General features: G+C 49.5%; 22 protein-coding genes and 2 pseudogenes. 14 read left to right on the top strand and 10 right to left on the bottom strand.

Translation table 11 applies throughout. The annotated features are described in order from the left end of the window. The first annotated feature begins 1 nt into the window (after position 1). Positions 2–442: a hypothetical protein gene (locus A10D4_RS03965; protein WP_008487894.1), complete on the top strand. Its 441-nt coding sequence runs from the start codon at positions 2–4 to the stop codon at positions 440–442. 28 nt (positions 443–470) lie between these two features. Here the strand turns inward: A10D4_RS03965 and A10D4_RS03960 are convergent, their stop codons facing one another. Together A10D4_RS03960 and hspQ are read right to left on the bottom strand one after the other, a co-directional pair. Next, complete coding sequence (locus A10D4_RS03960) at positions 471–839, bottom strand: histidine triad nucleotide-binding protein (protein ID WP_008487893.1); 369 nt, start codon at positions 837–839, stop codon at positions 471–473. 68 nt (positions 840–907) lie between these two features. Further along, entirely contained in the window at positions 908–1219 is a 312-nt protein-coding gene (gene hspQ, locus A10D4_RS03955) for a heat shock protein HspQ (RefSeq protein WP_008487892.1), read from the bottom strand. 161 nt (positions 1220–1380) lie between these two features. On the opposite strand from hspQ, the gene A10D4_RS03950 reads away from it, so the two are divergent. Beyond that, the gene (locus A10D4_RS03950; protein WP_008487891.1) at positions 1381–1683 is read left to right on the top strand and encodes a PilZ domain-containing protein; all 303 of its coding nucleotides are present in this window, start codon (positions 1381–1383) and stop codon (positions 1681–1683) included. A gap of 4 nt (positions 1684–1687) precedes the next feature. Here A10D4_RS03950 and A10D4_RS03945 read toward each other — a convergent pair whose 3' ends face one another. Together A10D4_RS03945 and metG are read right to left on the bottom strand one after the other, a co-directional pair. Beyond that, a complete protein-coding gene (locus tag A10D4_RS03945) occupies positions 1688–2875 on the bottom strand; it encodes a class I SAM-dependent rRNA methyltransferase (protein ID WP_008487889.1) in 1188 nt (395 codons plus the stop codon). Continuing rightward, positions 2876–4905, bottom strand: a pseudogene (gene metG, locus A10D4_RS03940) (methionine--tRNA ligase). Positions 4906–5061: 156 nt separating this feature from the next. Here metG and apbC point away from each other — a divergent pair. The 7 genes from apbC to A10D4_RS03905 all read left to right on the top strand — a co-directional run bounded on the left by apbC (position 5062) and on the right by A10D4_RS03905 (position 9622). Further along, positions 5062–6069 carry an iron-sulfur cluster carrier protein ApbC gene (apbC, locus tag A10D4_RS03935; RefSeq protein ID WP_008487885.1) on the top strand — a complete coding sequence of 336 codons (1008 nt, stop codon included), beginning with the start codon at positions 5062–5064 and terminating at the stop codon, positions 6067–6069. Between the two features lie 40 nt (positions 6070–6109). Beyond that, on the top strand, positions 6110–6697 hold the full coding sequence (gene dcd / locus A10D4_RS03930) for a dCTP deaminase (RefSeq protein WP_008487884.1): 588 nt from the start codon (positions 6110–6112) through the stop codon (positions 6695–6697). Positions 6698–6814: 117 nt separating this feature from the next. Beyond that, positions 6815–7354 (top strand): type IV toxin-antitoxin system AbiEi family antitoxin, encoded by a 540-nt coding sequence (gene abiEi / locus A10D4_RS03925; RefSeq protein WP_040502474.1) that lies wholly within the window; start codon positions 6815–6817, stop codon positions 7352–7354. Between the two features lie 55 nt (positions 7355–7409). After that, a complete protein-coding gene (locus tag A10D4_RS03920; protein ID WP_237738524.1) occupies positions 7410–7724 on the top strand; it encodes a hypothetical protein in 315 nt (104 codons plus the stop codon). Positions 7725–7806: 82 nt separating this feature from the next. Continuing rightward, entirely contained in the window at positions 7807–8808 is a 1002-nt protein-coding gene (locus A10D4_RS03915; protein ID WP_051002081.1) for a cation diffusion facilitator family transporter, read from the top strand. Positions 8809–8845: 37 nt separating this feature from the next. Further along, positions 8846–9163: an ArsR/SmtB family transcription factor gene (locus tag A10D4_RS03910; protein ID WP_008487878.1), complete on the top strand. Its 318-nt coding sequence runs from the start codon at positions 8846–8848 to the stop codon at positions 9161–9163. A gap of 57 nt (positions 9164–9220) precedes the next feature. Further along, positions 9221–9622: an NUDIX hydrolase gene (locus tag A10D4_RS03905; protein WP_008487877.1), complete on the top strand. Its 402-nt coding sequence runs from the start codon at positions 9221–9223 to the stop codon at positions 9620–9622. A gap of 19 nt (positions 9623–9641) precedes the next feature. Here the strand turns inward: A10D4_RS03905 and elbB are convergent, their stop codons facing one another. Continuing rightward, a complete protein-coding gene (gene elbB, locus A10D4_RS03900; RefSeq protein WP_008487876.1) occupies positions 9642–10292 on the bottom strand; it encodes an isoprenoid biosynthesis glyoxalase ElbB in 651 nt (216 codons plus the stop codon). Positions 10293–10476: 184 nt separating this feature from the next. Between elbB and A10D4_RS13575 the strand changes: the two are divergent. Then, a pseudogene (locus tag A10D4_RS13575) lies at positions 10477–11450 on the top strand (YeiH family protein). 22 nt (positions 11451–11472) lie between these two features. Here the strand turns inward: A10D4_RS13575 and A10D4_RS03890 are convergent. The 3 genes from A10D4_RS03890 to yvcK form a co-directional block, all read right to left on the bottom strand. After that, positions 11473–12078: a DUF502 domain-containing protein gene (locus A10D4_RS03890; protein WP_040502437.1), complete on the bottom strand. Its 606-nt coding sequence runs from the start codon at positions 12076–12078 to the stop codon at positions 11473–11475. Positions 12079–12257: 179 nt separating this feature from the next. Continuing rightward, positions 12258–14951, bottom strand: a complete 2694-nt coding sequence (locus tag A10D4_RS03885) for a M14 family zinc carboxypeptidase (RefSeq protein WP_008487872.1) — start codon at positions 14949–14951, stop codon at positions 12258–12260. Between the two features lie 53 nt (positions 14952–15004). Then, on the bottom strand, positions 15005–15919 hold the full coding sequence (gene yvcK, locus A10D4_RS03880) for a uridine diphosphate-N-acetylglucosamine-binding protein YvcK (RefSeq protein WP_008487871.1): 915 nt from the start codon (positions 15917–15919) through the stop codon (positions 15005–15007). 122 nt (positions 15920–16041) lie between these two features. Between yvcK and A10D4_RS03875 the strand changes: the two genes are divergently transcribed. Continuing rightward, on the top strand, positions 16042–17499 hold the full coding sequence (locus tag A10D4_RS03875) for a protein adenylyltransferase SelO (RefSeq protein ID WP_008487870.1): 1458 nt from the start codon (positions 16042–16044) through the stop codon (positions 17497–17499). 185 nt (positions 17500–17684) lie between these two features. On the opposite strand, the gene A10D4_RS03870 is transcribed toward A10D4_RS03875, so the two are convergent. Then, complete coding sequence (locus tag A10D4_RS03870) at positions 17685–18233, bottom strand: DUF1543 domain-containing protein (protein WP_008487869.1); 549 nt, start codon at positions 18231–18233, stop codon at positions 17685–17687. 289 nt (positions 18234–18522) lie between these two features. Here A10D4_RS03870 and A10D4_RS14050 point away from each other — a divergent pair, with 289 nt between their 5' ends. The 3 genes from A10D4_RS14050 to A10D4_RS03860 all read left to right on the top strand — a co-directional run bounded on the left by A10D4_RS14050 (position 18523) and on the right by A10D4_RS03860 (position 21068). Then, positions 18523–18675 carry a lmo0937 family membrane protein gene (locus tag A10D4_RS14050; protein ID WP_008487867.1) on the top strand — a complete coding sequence of 51 codons (153 nt, stop codon included), beginning with the start codon at positions 18523–18525 and terminating at the stop codon, positions 18673–18675. 121 nt (positions 18676–18796) lie between these two features. Beyond that, positions 18797–19351, top strand: a complete 555-nt coding sequence (locus A10D4_RS03865; RefSeq protein WP_008487865.1) for a DUF192 domain-containing protein — start codon at positions 18797–18799, stop codon at positions 19349–19351. A 25-nt stretch (positions 19352–19376) separates the two neighbouring features. Next, positions 19377–21068 (top strand): M28 family metallopeptidase, encoded by a 1692-nt coding sequence (locus A10D4_RS03860; protein ID WP_008487863.1) that lies wholly within the window; start codon positions 19377–19379, stop codon positions 21066–21068. On the opposite strand, the gene A10D4_RS03855 is transcribed toward A10D4_RS03860, so the two are convergent. Then, complete coding sequence (locus A10D4_RS03855) at positions 21057–21845, bottom strand: CLCA_X family protein (protein WP_008487862.1); 789 nt, start codon at positions 21843–21845, stop codon at positions 21057–21059. The two genes, A10D4_RS03860 and A10D4_RS03855, sit on opposite strands and share 12 nt — an antisense overlap. Positions 21846–22056: the final 211 nt, after the last annotated feature.

Genomic DNA, 22056 nt, shown 5'->3' with positions numbered 1-22056 from the left:
GATGATAAAAAAAGGCTTGCTCATTGCAGCAACCGCATTGCTATTAAACGCGTGCGGCGAGCAATCCGCCGCCGATGCTATGCATGCGGCGATGGAGCCGCAGACGGTGGTTACGGAGTTTTTTGATGATATTTATAACGACCGCGATTTAGAAGCGGCAATGACACACACCAGCGCCGACTTGAGTGCGTTATTGCAACATTATGGTTCTATCAGTTCGGTGCAGCGTTATTTGCTCAACCGTTATTTTGATGAAGCCAAAATTAATGTCGATAACAGTAGCATTCGGCCGTATCTTGGTAACCCAGAAAACTTGCGGGTCACCGTTGCGTTATCAGGGCCGTATAACGGCGGTCAGTATGACGAAGTGCGTTCGGTGTTATTGGTGAAACATGAGAATGAGTGGCTAGTCACACGCATTTTCGACGACCCGTTTAAGTAACGGGTCGCCACTTTAGATGAGGCTGGTTTTACGCTTTCTTGAGCGTGTTGCTGTAGGGCGGCCAGCCCATCGCCTTGCCGGCTAATAGGTGCAAATGAATGTGATAGACGGTTTGTCCACCGTGTTCATTACAGTTCATCACTAATCGGTAACCATCCTCTGCAAAACCCTGCTGCTGAGCGATTTTTGCGGCGACTAAGTAAAGGTGACCGACGCTTTCACAATCGGCGGCTTGAATGTCGTTAACGGTGGCTATCGGCTGTTTGGGAATGATCAACAAATGCACCGGTGCTTGCGGGTTAATATCCTCAAATGCTAACGCAATGTCATCTTCGTAAACGATATTGGCGGGAATTTTGCGCTCAATGATCTGACTAAAAATTGTTGCTTCTGCCACCCTAGACTCCTGTTATAGGCTGCTATTGTCATTGCATGGTACTGCCCGCAGGAGTATAGCGCAAATACTCAATTAGTCTTCGCTAGCAGGCCGTAGCTGCCATGTTGGAATTGCCCCAGCAAACTATTTAGCAATGGATGACTAATTTGCTTAGGCTCGCTCTCGGCCAGCAAGTGTTGCTCGGCGACGTAAGTCTGTAGACTAGAATTATTCACCAGTAATAGATACCAAGGCTGTTGTTTTGCTGGACGCGATAGCGCCATGCGTTGATACCAGTCATCGCTGAGCGAGAAGCACGCGTCGACATCAACAATAACACCACGATAGCCATAGAGCTCATGCACGACCAGTTGCCCCAGTGCAAATTTTACCTCTACCATACTGCTACCTCATTATGCTTTACTGATAACCTATTATCGGACAGACTGACAGCGACTTTAGCGTCAGCTAAGCTTTACTCAGGCTTTTTTTAAGTTGATGCCGAACCGCCGCGAGAGACTCTGTAAGTCAGCAGCGACGCTTGGTGAGAGGGAGGGTGATTATGCAAGGTTATGACGATAAACGGGGATTTCGCCGGGTACCTATCGACACACCGGCGGTTGCCAACTTAATCGACGGACGCCAAGTTCATGGTCGCTGTATCGATATTAGCGCCAGTGGCTTATCGTTGATCATGCCAGACACGATTGCCTGCGGTGAAAGTTTAGTGGTCGAAGTTGCCTCCGCCGGTGGCATTCCACCGTTAGAGGCGGAGGTGCGGGTGCTGCGCTGCGAAGAGCCCGGCGTCGAGGTCAAAGACGCCGACCACTATCATTGGGGCTGTGTCATCGACAAAGTCCGTTAACCGTTTAATCGGCGCGCAGCACTAACCCTTTCAGGTACAAGCCCTCGGGATAGCTGAGTAACACCGGATGGTCGGCAGCTTGATACAGGCGTTGCACTAACTTTAATGGGCGGCCGGCGTCTAAAGCAGCGTCGGCGACTACCTTTTGGAATAAATCCGCGGCCAATAAACCTGAACACGAAAACGTCAGCAAGATACCACCCGGGTTGAGTAATCCCGCCGCCAACCGGTTAATGTCTTTATAGCCGCGACAGGCCCGGGTAAGACTGGCTTTACTGTCAACGAACTTGGGTGGATCTAAGACAATCACATCAAAGCGCTCACCGGCTTTGGTATAATCGCGTAACGCCTGAAAGACATCTGCCTGGTGCTGCTGTACCGGGGCATCGGTCATATTGTTTAGCGCCAGGTTTCGCTGGGCAGTTGCTAACGCCGGCTCAGACACATCGACGTTGATGACTTCACGCGCGCCCGCCGCTGCCGCATAAATACTAAAGCCACCGCTATAACTAAAGGCATTGAGTACACGTTTACCGGCTGCGTAAGTCATGATGGCATGACGACTATCTCGTTGGTCCAAATAATAACCGGTTTTATGACCAGCACAAATATCAACCGCCAGTTGCAGGCCATTTTCGCGAATGATGACCTCGGCTGGCGGCTGATCGCCGCTTAATACACCCGTTACTAGTGGTAAGCCCTCTTTTTTACGAACGTCGACGTCGGAGCGCTCGTATATATGGCAACCGGCGAAACAACGTTTTAATGCGTTAACAATAGCACCACGCCAACGTTCGGCACCGGCGCTCAAGAGCTGGCAGACCAGGTAATTGTCATAACGGTCAATGGTGATGCCGGGTAGCTCATCGGATTCGGCGGCGACCACACGGTAACTGTTGGTATCGCTGCTCAGTAATTGTTGTCGTAGTTGCTGCGCTTGGTGAATACGTCGATAAAAGAATTCATCGTCAATGCTGTCGTTGGCGTCAAAGCTCCACACCCGCGCCCGAATTTGAGACTGCGGAGAATAAGCCGCTAATGCCAAAAATTCACCATTGGCACTCTCGACACGAACCGTATCACCGCTTGCGGGCTTACCTTTGACGGTTTGAATAGCGCCGCTGAAAATCCACGGATGGCGGCGTTTCAGCGACTTCTCTTTACCCGATTTTAAAACAACAACAGCACTCACTTATTTAACCTTCATGCCGGGTTTTGCGCCGTCGTGCGGGTTCATGATGAACAGTTCTTTACCACCCGGACCGGCGGCTAAAACCATTCCCTCAGACAAGCCAAAACGCATTTTTCGCGGTGCTAGATTGGCGACCATGACGGTATGCTGACCAACTAACTCAGCCGGATCGTAGGCCGATTTGATACCCGCAAACACTTGACGAGTTTCACCACCCAGGTCAAGCGTTAACTTAATCAGTTTATCGGCGCCTTCAACAGGCTCGGCGTTAGCAATCAACGCAACGCGCAGATCGACTTTGGCAAAGTCGTCGATAGTGATGGTGTCGGCAATCGGATCGTTTGCCAATTCGTCCCCCCAGCCGATGCTGCGTTAGCGGTATTCTGTTGTTTCGAATCTGCAATCATTTTTTCGACGTTATCCATATCGACGCGCTGCAATAGCGCTTTAAATTTGTTGATGTCGTGGCCAGTTAACACCTGTTGCGCGCTGTCCCAGCTAAACTCGTCGTTGAGGAAGTCTTGTACACGGTGCGCAAGTTCGGGCACCACTGGCGTTAAATAAATCATTAATATGCGAAATAAATGAATCCCCATTGAGCAAATGTCGTGCACATCTTGTTGGCGTTCGGGATCTTTAGCCAGCTGCCAAGGTTCACGATCGGCAATATAACCGTTGGCCTCGTCGGCTAGCGCCATAATGTCGCGCATCGCGCGCGCAAATTCGCGTTTTTCAAAGCTCTCGGCAATGCTGTCGGCGGCTTGTTGAAAACGCGCCAGTAACTCGGGTTCGGCGATTTGCTGTGATAACTTGCCGTCGAATTTTTTGCTAATAAAGCCAGCGCAGCGGCTGGCGATATTAACCACTTTACCGACTAAGTCGGCGTTAACCCGTTGCGCGAAATCGGTCAGGTTCAAATCTAAGTCGTCGATACGGCTGGTTAGCTTGGCGGCAAAATAATAACGCAGATAATCGGGATCTAAATGATCCAAGTAGGTGCGAGCTTGAATAAACGTGCCTTTAGATTTAGACATTTTGGTGCCGTTAACGGTAATAAAACCGTGTGCCCAAACGTTAGTCGGCTGGCGGAAATTGGCGCCTTTTAACATGGCTGGCCAGAACAAACTATGGAAGTAGATGATGTCTTTGCCGATAAAGTGGTAAAGCTCGGCGGCGCTATCGGCACGCCAGAAACTATCCCAATCGGCGTTACCAGTTTGTTCGCAGTAGTGGCGGAAGCTACTCATATAGCCAATCGGCGCATCTAGCCAGACATAAAAGTACTTGCCCGGGGCATCGGGGATTTCAAAGCCAAAATAGGGCGCATCGCGAGAGATATCCCAGCGTTGTAAACCGCTTTCGAACCATTCGTTCAGTTTATTCGCCATTTCTGGCTGTAATGAGCCCGAGCGTGTCCACGCTTTCAACATGTCGGCAAAAGCCGGTAGATCAAAGAAGTAATGCTCGGATTCACGCAGTTCAGGTGTGGCACCGGATACCGCTGAACGCGGATTTTTTAAATCGGTGGGAGCATAAGTCGCACCACAGACATCGCAGTTGTCACCATACTGATCTTCGGCACCGCACTCTGGACAATCGCCTTTGACAAAGCGGTCGGGTAAGAACATCGACTTTTCTGGATCGAATAATTGTTCGATCACTTCGGTTTTGATGTAACCGTTGTCGCGTAGACGGCCATAAATGACCTCAGCTAAGTCACGGTTTTCTGGACTATGGGTTGAATAATAATGATCAAACGCCACATTAAAATCAGCAAAGTCTGCTTCGTGGGCGGCTTTCATGTCGGCAATCATCTGCTCAGGGCTGATGCCCAATTGCTGCGCTTTAAGCATGATTGGCGTACCATGAGCGTCGTCGGCGCACATGTAGTGGCACTCGTGGCCACGAAGTTTTTGAAAACGTACCCAGATATCGGCCTGGATATAGCCCAGCATATGGCCGATATGAATCGGGCCATTGGCGTATGGCAGGGCGTTAGTGACAAGAATTTTGCGAGATACGGATGCCATGCGTGTGTTTGCTTCTCTTGTTATGGATGCGTTAAAAACGAAATGCGTTGCGTTGGCTAGCTAACGGCGCATTGCCGAATGACGCCACCAACGTTATAAAATCACGTCGGCAGTTTAGCATAAAAGCCACGCGGTACACAGCTATCAGGAGTGTTCATGTCGAGTCAAATTGTGGCGCAGTTAGGCGCCCTGAAAACCCGTTACTTTCCGCACGGTATTGCGCCGCAATGGATTACCATTGAGCAGCAAACGGTGACTCTGCGGTTACCGTTTTTATTGAGCCAGCAGGGCTTGCATGAAGTTATTGAAGCCGCTGGTTTGAGTGGCTGGCAGTGGCAGCTAGCACCACAGATTGAACGGCTACGCAACTCGCAACCGGAACTACCCATGCGTACCGGCAACGTGATTGTGGTGTCGTCGGGTAAAGGTGGCGTGGGAAAATCATCGGTAACGGTGTCGTTGGCGATAGCGTTACAGCAACTCGGGGCGCGTGTCGGTATTATTGATGCCGATATTTATGGGCCGTCGATTCCGACGATGCTGGGGCGAGCCAGCGATAGCTTACAGTTCACCTCGCGTAATAAAATGATCCCGCAACAGGTACATGATTTGCAGGTTAACTCGCTGGGTTATCTGGTTGCCGATAAAGATGCCACCATATGGCGCGGGCCGATGGCCAGCGCGGCGCTACAACAACTGTTTAAGGATACCGATTGGCCACAGTTAGATTATCTATTAGTCGACATGCCACCGGGTACCGGTGATATTCAGCTAACCATGGCGCAAAAATTACCCGTTACCGGCGCGCTGGTCGTGACTACTCCACAGACGGTGGCGTTAGCCGATGCGCAAAAGGGCATTGCAATGTTTAATAAGCTCGATATTCCATTGCTTGGCGTGTTAGAGAATATGAGCGTTTATCAGTGCCCCAGCTGTGGTCATCAAGAGGCTATTTTTGGTGACTCTGGTGGCGCCCAAGTGGCTGCTGAACAGGGCGTGCCGCTGTTAGGTCAATGGCCGCTATTCGCGCCGTTGCGCGAAAGTCTGGATCAGGGAGTACCCTATAATCGTCAGCATGCCGACAGCGCGATTGCTGCGCAAATGCGCGACAGTGCCGCGTTTTTAACGGCAAACTTGTACTATCAACGACATGATCGGGTATAGTGTCAGTCAGTTTTGAACCGTAGCAATAACAGGTGGCATCATGCGCTTAACCGATACCGAAATTGAAGCGTATTTAGCAAAGGGCATTATTGGCGTAGAGCCCGCGCCACAAACACAGAATATTTCCGGCGTGACACTGGATATTCATTTGGGTAACGAATTTCGTGTGCTGCAAGATCACGCCGCACCTTATATTGATATTAGTGGTCCACGCTCAGAAATTGAACAAGCCATCAATCAGGTCATGAGCGATCCGATTCATTTGTCTGACGAGCGAGCATTCTTCATTCATCCCGGTGAGTTTGCCTTAGCGGTAACCCACGAGGCAATCACCTTACCAGACGATATGGTCGGTTGGTTAGATGGTCGCTCCTCGCTGGCACGCTTAGGGTTGATGGTGCATGTTACCGCGCATCGCATCGACCCAGGTTGGTCGGGACAAATCGTGTTGGAGTTTTATAATGGTGGCAAATTACCGTTGGCGTTGCGTCCGGGTATGAAAATTGGCGCCATCAGTTTTGAAACCCTCAACCAACCCTGCGCACGCCCATACAACAAACGTTTAGACGCCAAATACAAAGGCCAGCAAGGCGCTGTTGCATCACGCATTTCCGCCGACGGCTCGTAGTTTATCTATTGGCTACCTTCAACTGGCTTTAAGCTTAACGAGCAGTTGTACACATCACCATTCAAGTCTACACTAATGATACTTAAAAGTGTTATTTTTGTAGACTTGAAGGTTGTTATGAAGAAGCTTGATGCACTTAAAGCATTTTCAAAATACGGCGAACAAGGCCGTTATGTCTATGCGTTGTCTGACTTAAAAAAAATATTTCATGAGGACGGAAAGGCGAGTCTACGCGCCGGTATTAAACGTTTGATTGAGGATAACTTGCTGGTGCGGGCTAGTAATGGTGTGTTTGTTTATTCACTTCATATATCGAAGCCCAGCGAAGTACTGGAACAAATAGCTAAAACGTTACGTCGCGGCGAGTATAACTATGTCAGTCTAGAATCGGCGCTTTCTGAATATGGTGTAATTTCTCAAGTGCCCGTTGACCGTTTAACGATCATGACGACGGGACGCTCGGCTGAATACAAAACGCCCTTCGGTACTATCGAATTCACGCATACTAAACGACAAATCACCGACATCCTTGATGATTCAATTGATGTTGATCGGCCACTACGACTAGCGCGAGTTTCGACAGCATTGCGTGACTTAAGAAGGGTCGGTAGGAATCTGCACTTGCTCGATCAAGAGGTGTTAAATAAAAATCGATAGACAAAACTTTTTGCAGCTAGTCGAACGCGCGATGGCCTCGCGCGAGATGGGTCACATGAGAGCTGTGGTTGAGAAAGAGTTATTGCACTATGACATTCTCTACTCACTTGAAAGAGCTGGTTTACTCGATGACTATAGGCTTGATAATTATCACGAAATGCTCAGCGATCTCATCTTGAAATTACCAACGATTATCGCGGATAAGAGTTTTCAAAGTGAGATGCAACGCTTCTTGCCAACGACGGTTTTTGAACGAACTTTGGCTAACGAAAAATTTCAAATTTATTTAAAGAGCACTTTATCCGGGTTATTTAACGATGTCGCCGATAAATTATACCGAACGAACGATGAGTTGGAGTTTCGAATGTAGGTGCGTCGATCATCAAGCTTGATCAACAAGCTAATTGATGTGATTATATGAACAATTGTTCATATATTTGTTTTGAGGCTTTATGAGTCATTCCCATATGCATCACCATGACGACCACCACCATGGTCACAGCCATGACCACAGCGTCACCGGTGCTAACGAAAAAAAGGTACTGTTGTCGTTCTTTTTAATTTTCACCTTTATGTTGGTCGAAGTGGTTGGTGGTTGGCTATCCGGTTCACTGGCACTGCTTGCCGACGCTGGTCATATGTTGACCGATGCCGCGGCGCTGGCGTTAGCTTATGCGGCGTTTCGTTTTGGTCGACGTGGTGCTGATCATAAACGCACATTCGGTTATTTACGGTTTGAAGTGATAGCCGGCTTTATTAACGCGATAACACTGTTTGCCATCGTTATTTGGATTGCTTATGAGGCATGGCAACGTTTTAACCAGCCACACGAGGTGCTAGCCGGACCGATGCTGATAGTAGCGGTGATTGGCTTAATTGTGAATGTGCTGGTGTTCTGGATTTTAACCCGCGGTGATACCGAGCATGTCAACATCAAAGGCGCGGTGTTACACGTGATGGGCGACTTGTTGGGCTCGATTGGTGCGATCATCGCCGCGGCTGTCATCTACTGGACCGGTTGGACGCCGATAGACCCGATTTTGTCCCTGCTGGTGGCACTCATTATTTTACGTAGTGCTTGGAAGCTACTGGTTAAGTCGTTGCATATATTATTAGAGGGTGCGCCCGACAACGCGACTCCGGCCCAGCTTAAGGATTATCTTTGTCAACACATTGAGGGGGTTGCCGATGTTAGTCACGTGCATGTGTGGCTGATCACCTCGGGGCGAGCGTTAGCAACCTTGCATGTGCGACCTAAGCTTGACGAACAGGCGCGAGAAGTCGCTCAGGCGGTTGAGCATGAACTGCTGACACAATTCGATATTGAGCATGTCACGGTGGCGATTGATTGGAATCAAGGCAAGCAGCAGCGGAGCAAGGCCCAGCATGCGACTAGCTGCAGTTTAGAAAACATAGATGCGCAGGCACTGGCGGGGCATCACCACCACCACTAACGCGGTTAGTTAAGCCGTCAATTTAAGGAGAGATGTCATGGGATGCCAAGTACCGACGCTGGATAAACAGCAAGTCACTATTTTAGCGGAGACTTTTCGCTTGTTAGGTGACCCGAATCGGTTGCGTATCTTAATGTATTGCTTGCCTGAGCCGCGTGCCGTAGGTGATATTGCAACCCATTTGGAGCTTTCACAAACACTGGTCAGTCACCATTTACGATTACTCAAAGGGGCTCGTTTGGTACGCGGTGAACGTCAGGCAAAGCATGTGTTTTATGAACTAGCCGACGAGCATGTACGCGATATGCTGCACGATATGGTGCATCATATCGCTGAAGAAGACGCCGAGGACTAAGCCAATAGCGGTTGAGTAAGCGATATGCTTAACCATAGTTAATTAAGGAAATAGACAATGGCGCTCGCATTAATTGATAAATTGGGTTGGATACTCATTGCCGACAACGCTTTACTGGCGGTACGCTCACATGGCAAAGATAAGTTTTATCTGCCAGGCGGCAAGCGTGATGCGGGCGAAAGCGATGAGCAAGCGCTGTGTCGTGAAATCGGTGAAGAGTTGACGGTGCGGTTACGACCTCAGTCACTGCATTTTTATGACGAACTGCGAGCACAGGCAGATGCAAAAAATGATGGTACTGAAGTACGCTTACGCTGCTACTTTGCTGATTATGATGGGCATTTACAAGCGGCCGCCGAAATTGCCGAGCTAGCCTGGTTATCTATGGCAGACTTGCCGCGTTGCTCGCTAGCGTTACAGCTGCTGATGCAACAACTGCATCAGCAGCAACGTTTATAACGGTATTAGCGGCAACAGACTAAGCCAGCGCTAAGACTTTAGCGACTAATTTGCCAATACCGGCATCGGCTTGTAATAGATTCTCGGCTAGCATATAAGCCGGGGTTGTCACCAACTTGTGCTGATCATCAATGACGATATTATCGACTGCACAGTCAATGTGCTCACCGCCCAGTTTGTTAATCGCTTGCGCGGTGTCGGCGTCGTTACCAATAGTCAGTTTAACGCCACGCCCGTATAGCAACGGCAACATGGCCGGGGCGATGCACATATAGCCAGCCGCTTTACCGGCTTTAGCAAATGCCTGAGCGGCATGTAGCATGTCTTTTTGTACGCTGGCCTCGGCACCTTTTACCGCGAAATCACACAAGTTTTTGGCTGCGCCAAAGCCACCCGGTACCAGTAGGGCGTCGAAATCGTCAACCTTCAGTTCGGTGAGTGGTTTTATTTTGCCTCGTGCAATACGGGCAGCCTCGACCAAAACATTGCGTTGTTGTTGCTGCGGCTCGCCTGTTAAATGATTGATGACATGCATTTGCTCGATATCTGGTGCGAAACACTGATAGCTCGCTCCACCTTTTTCGATATGTAGCAGTGTCAATACCGCTTCGTTGACTTCCGCACCATCAAAAACGCCACAGCCCGATAAAATTACCGCAACCTTTTTCATCACAATTCCTCCATGTTTGGTCAATGTGACACAGTATAACCTGTCCTTGTTGCTACGTATAAATAACGAAAACGATTACTCATTGACGGTCGTTGTTAATCGCTTTATCGCTAAAATGAGGTTTATTTAAATAATTCAGGCTCTACAATAAGCACGCTAAATACATTCCGGGACTCAAAAGCTTATGCAGCAAAACATCAAAGGCATTGCGCTGGCCATCGGCGTTGCCGCTATGGCCGGTTTATTAAAACTATGGTTACCTGAAGATTGGCACTTATCACTATTAATTTTAGCGATTGTGTTGGGGGTTGTGGTGGGTAATTTATTACCCGCATCAGTGCGCGGCCAATGTGAGGCGGGCCTGAACTGGGCTAAAGGCCCGGTGCTGCGTTTGGCGATTATTCTGTATGGATTTAATGTGACCTTGCAAGAAGTCGGGCAGGTCGGCAGCTACGGTATTTTGCTAGCAGTATTGATGGTCACGCTGATCACCGTGGTCGGTGTATTTGTTGGCCGGCGCTGGTTTGCTTTAGACAGTCACTCGGCATTGCTGATTGCCAGCTTTGCGGTGCGGCTGCCGTGGCCGCAGTAGAGCCGGTTATCAAGGCCGCGCCTTATAAAGTGGCGGTAGCGGTAGCAACGGTGGTAATTTTTGGCACGGCATCGATGTTTATTTATCCGCTGCTATACCCGTTGACCGGGTTTAATGAATCGCAGTATGGTCTATGGGTCGGTGCGGCGGTTCATGAAGTCGCGCAAGTGGTGGTAGCGGGGGCGGCAGTTAGCGCTGATGCCGCGCACATTGCGGTAACCGAAAAAATGATCCGGGTGATGATGTTGGTGCCGTTACTGCTGGTCATTTCGATTCAGCAGACCGGCATTCACTCAGTCGCTGATATTAAACGTATTAAAGTACCTTGGTTCGCGGTCGCCTTTTTGCTCGTTATCATGGCCAATTCTTGGGTCGATTTTTTAGCGCCTTGGCGTGACTATTTCACCACCGTTGCCGGCTTGTTACTAGCCTTGGCGATGGCTGCTCTGGGCGTACTCACGCATCTCAGCGTATTAAAAAAAGCCGGCGTCCGAGCGCTACTGTTGGCGGCTTTGCTATTTAGCATTCTCATCGCTGTTAGCTGGCTGCTGGTGGCGTTGTTTTAATGCCAAACGGTCAAATAGCGGTCTAAGGCTTACTGCTATGTTGGGTCTTGCTCAAGCCGCCACTGAGGGTGAGTTGCAGCGCTTCTGCTGGTGTCATGTCGAGTGATGTAATACAGTCGCGTGGCACCATGACCATATAGCCGCCGACGTTATAGCTCATGGGCAAAAACACAGCCACTTGGTCGTCGTTCAAGTTACGCGACAACTTATCGTCGTCTTGTCCGGGGGTTTTAGTGACAATACCGATGAGCTGTAACTGACTATTTGGTAAAGATACCAATACTACCGATTCATCGGCGAAATTCTTACCCGACATCATGTCAAATACGTCGTTAATGGTGCCGTATAAACTGCGTAATAGCGGCATCTTATTCATGAATTTACCGGGCATTTGCCAGAGCGAGTTGATCCATAACCAGCGCGAACTAAAGCCAATCACCACCGCTATTAACAAAAAGCTTAAAAACGCCAACCCCGGAAAGTAGTACTGCTCACCAACCAAGGCAACCCAAATAGGACTTAGCCCGGTTTCCACCGTGACTAATAACCAACGCACTAGCGCAATGGTGATGACTATGGGTAACAAGATTGCTAGGCCTTTTAACAGCCACTGCATTAACGTTTTCATTCACTCGGTGCTCAGTTGCTTGATATTCAGCGCTTAGCTTAACGATAAAAATGGTGCAGGGGAATAGCGCCTGTTAGCCAATGGCGGAGTAAGGCAATCGGTGATTTAGCCAATTAAAACGCCAATTAGTCGCTAATTGAGCACTGACTAATTGGCGTTGATAGGTTGTCTGGCGACAATTAACGCAATGGTTTAGCGTGCGCCGCACCAGCAAAAATGGCGTTCATAAAGAGTATATTTAAACCGTCCATATAAGCGCGATAAGTCGGCTCTTGAGTAAAGGCGATCAACATCCCTTTTTGCATCGGTTGCCACATCAAAAAGGGCTTGTAAGCCAACTGTTGTCGGTTTTCTTGCCACAAGTAGCCGCTCGCAAGTACCTTGTCGGCGTCGCTGTAGTAAGCAATATTACGTCCATATTGAATATCGATGGGGGCAAAAATCTGGTTGCCCACATAATTACTGATAACCTGTGGTTTGACTCCAGCGCTTAACCAATGTGCCTGATCAACGTCGGTATTCAAAAGCACGCCAGCGACCCAATAAGGGTCGGCATCGGTGTTTTTGACCTGTTCCAGAAATTGCGAAAAGTCGGTAATGTGCTGACCAGCAGTATAGCTATCATCAGATAGACTGTCGCTGTTATCGGTCACCGCTTTTTCTAGCTGAGTTTTTAATAGTCCTGCCTCGACCGCCCAGCCACTGGCATTGCCAAGCGTGATGAGCACGCCGCCACGATTGACCCAGTCGCGTAGATTAGCCACGCCAGTAGCGCCCAAAGCGCTACTATAACCGCCGCGACTGGCTGGTAAGATGATCACTTGATAATGGCTCAAGTCGGCACGCGCTAATTGCGCACTGCGGATAGCCGTAGTCGGGTAGTTGAATTGCTGCTCAATCACATAGCGCACATGACCTGCACTGAGGCTTTGCACGGGTTCATCCCAAGCAATAGCGATGTTGGTTTGCGGTACGCTGACAACATTATCGGAACCGAAATTGGGACCGTCCAGTACCCAGCTGCTATCGACGCCCTGTATCGTGGCGCCACTACTAATCGCCAATGTTTTTAGTTTGCTAGGCAATTGTTGTTGTGGATTATCGGCAAGGGTAATGATTAATGATCCGGCCGGATAGCGGTCGCCGCTTTTATGGGTGAACGGCAAATCACTGCGTTTCACCTTGATACCGGCACGTAACGCCGCTGTTAGCAGGCGTCCACTGTTCATATCTCCCCACTTGACTAAATAACCGAGCTTAGCATCGGCATGCAGTAGTTGCCCTGGCGCAATAGCAGCGGTCGCTTGCAGTAACCGCTGTTTGATGTCAGGTAATTGCTCACAGACATCTACATCAACATTGAATAAAAGCGGTAACGCCCAGCCGCTGACATCGTATATTTGATCCGCTAGGTTGTGGTTACGACGCCGCTCTTGTTCGGCTAAAAACTCCGCGCTCATATCGACTTGAGGGTCGAGCAGGGTGCGTAATAAACGATAACCGGGTTGTGCAGCGTCAATCACGTAACTGCCTGTTGGATAATCATTGCCGCAGCTAGCAAAGGCTTGCTCGCTACGACTAACTTGTAGACCTTGCTCCACTAATAACGCGGCCAGTTTGTGCGCCCCTGCGGCATCGCCAGTGGGATCGATCACCCAACTGCGTTGCTCACTATTTTGCGCCTCGTTAATGGCACTTTGGCGGTATTGCCAAAAGCGCTGTAATAACTGCTGGCGTCGCTGTGAGACGGTTTCGATGGTTGCCATTGAGGCGACAAAATGGCGCTGCACTCCATCTGCATAAGTGAGAATGTCGCCATCCTGGCGACGAAATTGATGACCGCGCGCTGATGCCATTTCGTAAGTCATGGCGATGGCACCGTGATACAGTGGCCAACTAGCACCATAGCCTGGATAAAAGGCGTCAAATACCTCGCGTGTATAATAGTCAAAGCCCATGGCGTCGAACCAGGCCGCGTTGTTTTGCCCAATCCAGTCCAGCCCCTGTCGTTGCTGTGCGGTAATAAACGGGTTATAGGGCTCGGCTTCCGGCGTAAAGTAGTAGCTTGAGTCTCCACCCATCTCATGCAAATCGACAAAAGCTAACGGATAATAGGTCAGTAATGCCGCAACCTGGCCTTTGATTTCCGGTTGGGTGAGGGCAATCCAATCGCGATTCATATCAAATAAATAATGGTTGCTGCGACCTGACGGCCACGGCTCATTATGCTCGGCAGATAAGCGATCTGCCGAATGTTGCATACCGGCGGTCATATAATAGCGTGATACAAAACGCGCACGACCATCAGGATTTTGCAACGGGTCGATGAACACCAGCGTGTTATCTAGAAAGTTTTTTACCCGATTATCGTCCGCCGCTAACAAGTGGTAAGCGGTCATCATCGCCGCTTCTGGCGGACTGATCTCATTACCGTGTACGCCGTAACCTAACCAAACCGAGCCGGGTAAGCTGTCGATGAGTTGCTGCGCTTGTGCGTCACTAGTTTGTCGAGGATCAGCCAGTGCTTGCATGCCTTGTTCAAATTGGCTCAATTGGGCGATGTTGTCAGCGCTCGAAATGATCGCATAAAACAGTCGCCGACCCTCCCAGCTTTCACCATACTCAACCAATTTAACTTGCTGCGGGTACGCTTGCTGAAGCGCATTAAAGTATTGGCTCAAATCGGCGGGGCTGGTAATTCGACTGCCAATGGGGTACCCCAGCACGCGCTCAACACTAGGACTATCTTCGTTGTAACTGGCACCCGGCCACATGGCTGTAACTGAGTTGTCTTGAGCTGCTGCGGCCAAGGCGTTGTGGCTGAGTGCGCTAGCAAAAATGGCTGCTAAAGAAGTTAGAATCAAACGACGCATCGTCACTCCCGTTATTATTGTTGTTGTCGTTATTCGCTGGCGCGTGCGCGGTTTTAGTTGACTCGCGACGCTGAGCTAAACAACAAGTTTACCGCTCGCTCTAGTGCCTCGAGTAAACTTTGCTGTTGATGTCGGTGCGGCATGCTAGGCTCACAACTGACGTCTCCAACCACCGGCAGTTGCCACTGATTGGCGGTACCCAGTTGTTCGTTGCTGATGACCAAATCGACCAATGGATATTGCCATTGTTGCTGCATCCAATTGAGTTTTTGTGCCAGCGTAAGTTGCCCTGCTGGACTGCGCTCGGCAACTAAATTATCAATAAAAATCACCTTTGCCTGACTATCGGCGACCGCGCGTCGGATATCACCGACTAAAAGCGGTGGCATGACCGAGGTTAGCAAGCTGCCTGGCCCCAAAATGATAAGGTCGCTGTGCATAATATGGCGCACCGCTTCAGGAGTCGCAGCGATATCATTGTCTAAACGCAAGCGGCTGGGCATGTGGGCTAGTTGATCGACATGAATTTCGCCAAAGCAAGAGAGCCCATCTTGGGTATCGGCAACCAGATCGGTGGGCGCCTCTGACATAGGCAGAATGCGGGTATCGATATTCAGTAAACGGGACAGCAATTGAATGCCATCAAGCGGACGCGCGCTCAATTGATCCAGCGTGTATAGCAACAAATTACCGAGATTATGCCCGCTGAGCGTGGTTTCTCCAGCAAAACGAAAATTCAGTACCTCAGCCGCTAGCGGTTGTTGCGCTAATTGTGACAAGCAGTTACGAATGTCGCCCCAGGCGATACAATGATGAGATTGACGTAATAATCCCGTTGCACCGCCATTATCGGTGGTGGCCACCACGCCGATAAGGCGTCGTTTCAAAAAGCTTAGCGTCGAGAGTAAGCGACCTAAACCGTGGCCGCCGCCGATGGCCGTGACCCGTGATAGATTGTTAAGTTGCATGAGTGCTTCGTTTGCAAATATTAACAGCAAGTTACCGAATTAGTCGTCGTTTAGCAAGCCAGCCCGGTTGCAGCTCGTGTTATGCTTAGGCTATCGCTTATATAGAGGCAGTAGGAGTCGATATGGCATCCACAGCAAGCCCTGCGGCTGGTCCGTCATTATTTGATAATCAATATGCAAAACGCTTTGCGGCGCTTTATGAACAACGTCAACCCATTGCATTAGCCGATTATCAATTGGTGTTAAGCAATCCATCGTTAGCTCGACAGTTGGGGTTGTCTGACGAGCCGGCGAGCTTAGCGGCGTTAACCGCAGCGACGAAATTGCCGGCGGGGGCGCAACCGTTAGCGCAAAAATATGCCGGTCATCAATTTGGTCACTATAATCCGTATTTAGGCGATGGTCGTGGACTGTTGCTGGGTGAAATTAACAGCCAAACTTGCGGGCACCAAGATTTGCATATTAAGGGTGCGGGGGTTACGGCATTTAGCCGCCATGGCGATGGTCGTGCGGTATTGCGTTCCAGCTTGCGTGAGTTTTTAGCCAGCGAGGCCGTATTCCATTTGGGCATCCCCAGCACCCGCGCGCTAGCGCTAGTCAAGGGTACACAACAAGTACAGCGCGAACGTTTAGAGCCACAAGCTATGTTGACCCGAGTTGCGACAACGCATATCCGCTTTGGCCATTTTGAACATTGTTATCATCGCGGTTTAACGCAGCCATTAACCGCGTTATTCGATTACCTAAAAGAGGTTATTTGGACCGATCTAGCAACAGCCGACAACCTACAAGTGTTTCAACGCACTGTCCAGCGTACCGCCGAAATGGTCGCGAAGTGGCAGGTTTACGGCTTTTGCCACGGGGTGATGAATACCGATAATATGAGTATTGTCGGTGAGACCTTTGATTATGGGCCGTTTGCCTTCCTTGATGATTATCAACCCGATTATATTTGCAATCATACCGACACGCAGGGGCGCTACCGTTTTGACCGACAACCCTCGGTGGCGCTGTGGAACCTAAACTGCTTGGCAATGGCCGTCAGTCCATTGATTGATAGCGATGCCTTGGTGGCAGCGTTAAAACAGTACGAAGTCATCCTCAATGATCATTATTGGGGCCTGATGAGCCAGCGCTTGGGGTTGTTGGGTGAGCAGCCGGGTGATGACCAATTAATTGCCGAATGGTTGACCTTGTTGCGTGAGCAGCAGCAAGACTATACACAAAGCTTTGTTGCGCTAACGCAAGCGCAGAGCGAGGGGTACGGCGCTTTACTACGTGTTTTGGGCGCCAGTGAAGCGTTGCAACAATTTTGGCAGCGCTTGCAACAGCGCTACCAGCGCCAAGAGGACGAGGTTGGACCGCGGCAACAGCGTATGCAGCAGTGTAATCCGCGTTATATTTTGCGCAATTATTATGCCCAGCAAGCGATAAGCGCGGCAGAGCAGGGCGATATGAGTCTCGCCGAAGCACTTTATCAGTGTTTGCAACAGCCATTTAATTACCAAAACGATGTCGCCCAGTTTTTGGCCTTGCCGCCCGCTCAGGCAAAAAGTATCGCGTTGTCTTGTTCTAGCTAGCGCCATTGACTCCGTTGTTCACATCAGCCTTGCAGCAATCTGTAAAAAACACGTAAAGGCGCCGAACTTAGGGAATTGTTTTGCGGTTTAGCGCTCTGATTGATTACGTAACGATTATGATGTTTGCTGCAGGGGTGACATGGAGGTTGCCTTCTTTTTTTTTGCTGTTCTCAGGATGAGACGGGCTAAATTGGCAAATAAGTGGTGACAATGTCGTTACTACGTGCGCTCGAATCGGTTTCGACCACGATCCGCCACGGATTGATTAAGTCGAGTGGCAACACCTCATCAATGGCAAATTGTGCGTCTCGATGAGGCTGTAATTGGCAGGCGTTTGATCGCGCTAAGGCTAATTGTTTAGCTGCTCGGCTATCGTTAGCAACCACGAAGCAATTATCGTGTTGTTCCGCTAAGGTACCAGCTTGATAACCTCCCAAATGAACAAACCAGAGCTTGTTAGTGGTGTTGTATACCGCGCTAGCCGCTGCATGACTGTCAGCCGGTAAACACTGTATACGGTAGCCGTCGATTTGGTCGAGTTGTTGCCAGCCATCAATATGTAGTCCCTGTCGCTGGCCAAACCATAATGCCGGTAATTGCGGTATGATTTGCTCAATATTATCACCGATAACAAACACCATATCGTGGCATTCTAGCCGACAACCCTGTGCTTTGCCGCCCAATAACACGGCAAATAGGTGTGGTGCATTAACTCTCGGCTGTTGCTCTGCCATGCGGCGTTCCTTTTTATTCAATAGTGACCCCACGCCATTATAAGTCCGGGCAGAGCTGATGCAATGTTGGTGTGCGCGTATTGCATCAGAGCTAAGCGTGTCGACTAAAATGTGATCTATTGCCTGAATTGTTGGGTAAAGATTATTGAAAGATGTCGCAAAAATCTGTAACTGCGCTACGGTATTAATTGATGGTTTATTATGCAGGTAGCAATCTGTCGTAGTGGCTAATAACCATCAATACTGATGAAGTAAAACAATCAAGTACACGACAAAAGGACCTGTGAGTATGCTTTACACAATTGCGCTGATTTTAATTATTCTTTGGTTATTAGGCTGGTTGACTGGTGTCGGTGGGTTAGGCGGTTTAATTCATATTCTGCTCGTTATTGCCATTGTCGCTATCTTGCTTCGCGTTATTCGTGGACGACCGCCGGTCTAGTCAAATCGCTGTCGCCGATATGACGCTAAGACAGTTAACGGTTGCTAGGGCTGGCAATCTGTGTGCTAATCAAGCACAATCAGATGATATTAGAACAACCACAGCCCTGTAAGAAAACGTTATGAGTAAAGCGCTCGCGGTGTTGGCAACAGCCTCTCAATTGACATTATTAAAAGCAGTTACGGCACTGATTGCGGTAACTGCTTTTTTATATCCGCCGGAATTATTGGCGCAGATCGGTGTGCCAGCGCCAACGGAGTATGCCAAACAATCAATCTGTATTGCCGAGCTTAGCCAACCACTAACGGTCGAATTAGCCGATAACTGGCAGCAACGTGCACGAGGTTTGATGCAGCGTGAGAGTTTGGCTGATAACGCCGGTATGTGGTTTCGTTATAACGAAAAACGACCGGGCAACAGTGGTTTTTGGATGTATCAAACGCTGCTGCCGTTGGACATTGCGTTTTTTGACCAGCAGCAGCGTATTGTGAGTATTATCACCATGCCTCCGTGTGCGAGTGAGGATCCAGGGCAGTGTCCGAGTTATGCACCCGGACACGATTATTATTCGGCATTAGAAACGAATGCCGGTTTTTTCTCAGCGCATGGCATTACGGTGGGTGATAAGTTGTATACCGAGAGCCATGGTGATTGTGAATTACCTAATAAAAACTAATCGATAACAAAACCAAGGAGTGACGATGAAGTATTTACCGTTGCTGTTGACCGGTGGTTTAGCGCTGACCGCTTGTTCGCCGGCCCAGCAGTCTCAGCCAGCGCCAGAAACAGCGCAGAAGGCAGCCGCCGAAAGCACCGATATGGCATTTAACCCGAACTACCGTGATTATTTAAAAACACTCGCATCGGACGAGTTCGGTGGCCGTGCGCCGGCAACCGAAGGCGAGGAAATGACGGTCAGCTTTATCGAAAATCATTTTCGTGAATGGGGCTTAAAACCGTTTAATTCTGAGCAAGATAGCTACCGTCAATCGGTACCTTTGGTGAAACTGATCCCGTACAAGGTCAGTTCGTTAACCTTAAATGGTGCTGCCGGTGAACACAGTTTTGGCTATCGTACGCAAATGAATGCGTGGACGCCGCGCGTCACAGACCGCGTTGACGTTACCGACAGTGATGTGGTGTTTGTCGGGTACGGCATTGTTGCGCCGGAATACGACTGGAATGATTACGAAGGTGTCGATGTGACTGGCAAAACTGTGGTCATGTTCGTCAATGATCCCGGTTATGCCACCGAAGATGAGTCGCTGTTTACCGGTAAGGCTATGACGTATTACGGCCGTTGGACCTACAAATTTGAAGAAGCCGCACGACAAGGAGCTAAAGCTGCCATCATTATCCACGAAACCGGGCCAGCCGGTTACGGTTGGGGGGTCGTTGCTGGCGGCTCTCCGGTACGTTTTGATTTAGCTCGTGATAACAAAAATATGGATCGTGCTGAAGTAGAAGGCTGGATCAATAGCGAAGCGGCCGAGTCATTATTTGCCGATATGGGAACCAGTTTGGCCGCCATGCATGAGCGGGCTTTAGGCGATGACTTTAAAGCCATGCCATTGGATCTGAAAGCGTCGGTGACCATTGATAACAAATATGAGTATTTGGAGTCGGATAACGTTATTGGCTACATCGAGGGTAGTAAGTATCCTGAAGAGCATGTGATTTACATGGCGCATTGGGACCATTTGGGTAGTAACCCGATTAACCCTGACGATAAAATTTACAACGGCGCGCAAGATGACGCCACCGGTACTGCTGGCGTGATGGCGATAGCTGAGCAATTTGCCAAAGCCGAACAGCCGGAACGCTCTATTGTGTTCATTACTGTTACTGCCGAAGAGCGTGGCCTATTAGGCTCTGCTTGGTATGCTGAGCATCCATTGTTGCCGTTAGAAAAAGCCGTTGGTGGTATTAACATGGACATGATGAATGTCTATGGTCCGATGAAAGACATGGTTGTCATTGGCTACGGTAATTCGCAGATGGACGACTTGCTGAATAAATACGTGCAGCAGCAAGACCGTTATATTGCGCCTGAACCAACGCCAGAGGCGGGTTTATTCTATCGCTCTGATCATTTTAACTTAGCGAAAAAGGGTGTGCCGGTACTCTTTGCTCGCGGTGGTGATGACCACTTTGAGAAGGGTAAAGAATATGGTGCGGAGCAAATGCGCAACTTTATTGCTAATGATTACCATAAACCGTCGGATGAATACCGCGAGGACTTTGATTTAAGAGGCATTCAGCAGAACTTAGCGGTGTTTTATCGTATGGGTGACGAGCTTGCCAATAGCCGTAGCTGGCCGCAATGGACTGAGGGTAATGAGTTTAAGCCAGTGCGTGAGCAATCGGCACAGCAACGACAGTCAGCTCAATAGCTGTCCTAAGCCGTTAAAATAGCTCATCGCTGCTTGTCGTAAGCGTTGGCGGTGAGCACCTAACGGATACAAACCCGCCTTAGCTTCTGGGCTCTGGCGGGTTCCTTTTACCAAAAATGCGTTCCTTATTGGTTGATCTTGGACCACGGCTTCGAACGCTCGTGCGGCTAATTCGGCCGGTAGTGCATAATATTGTTGCTGACGTTCGCGGTCGGCTTGAATAGCGGCTTCGACTAATGCATTAGGTTGTGTGCCATCTGCGTTTAAGAACACTTGCTTAAACCAATGATGTAGGCGCTGATTGAGTGGATGAGCGATAAATTCATCGTGTTGTAACCATAAACTGGAAGCAAAATCGGCCGCCCGGGCTTGGCTGAAAAAGCGTGCGCTAATGTAATGGTCAAAAGCATGGAACCACTCGTGTGCCAAGGCACCGCCACCGGCGTTTTTGGCTAACGCTAAATTACGCGCCGCGGGCTCATAATGAGCGGCGGCTCCGGGGCGTCCACCACGACCGAACGACAACGATAAGTGGCCATTCAGCGAAAGCACTTGATAGGGAACTTGCAGAATATCTTGTAAATCGCATAGCGCGTCAAAAAACAGGTTGGCGGCAAGTTGCTGTTCGTCCGCGCTGACCCAACGACCAATACTAATGGTTCGAAAGCCCATTAAACGGCGAATATCAGCAAAGCTAACATCGGCACCGGCACGATGATTAGCGCCGTTACGGTAATACGGCTTGTGTATGCGTCCGTGGGAATCGGTCTCGGCCATTGTAATTCTAAATCACGCCCCAATATCAAAGAGTAAGACATTAGCCAACAGGGTGGTGGTTAATGTGCCGGTTTTTATCAGAAAACCTATTGTAAACTTTACAGGGTGATGACGCACGCTGCATACAACTATCGGTGGCGGCAGCAATGTTTGATGGTGGTGGCGTTTACGCTAAACACCGAGCGCGGAAGAAATTAACGGAATTCGTGTC

This window comes from Idiomarina xiamenensis 10-D-4 (assembly GCF_000299895.1).
Taxonomy (GTDB): Bacteria; Pseudomonadota; Gammaproteobacteria; order Enterobacterales; family Alteromonadaceae; genus Idiomarina; species Idiomarina xiamenensis.
The sequence above is the reverse complement of the archived record's forward strand: the minus strand, read 5'-3'. Positions and strand labels throughout refer to the sequence as shown.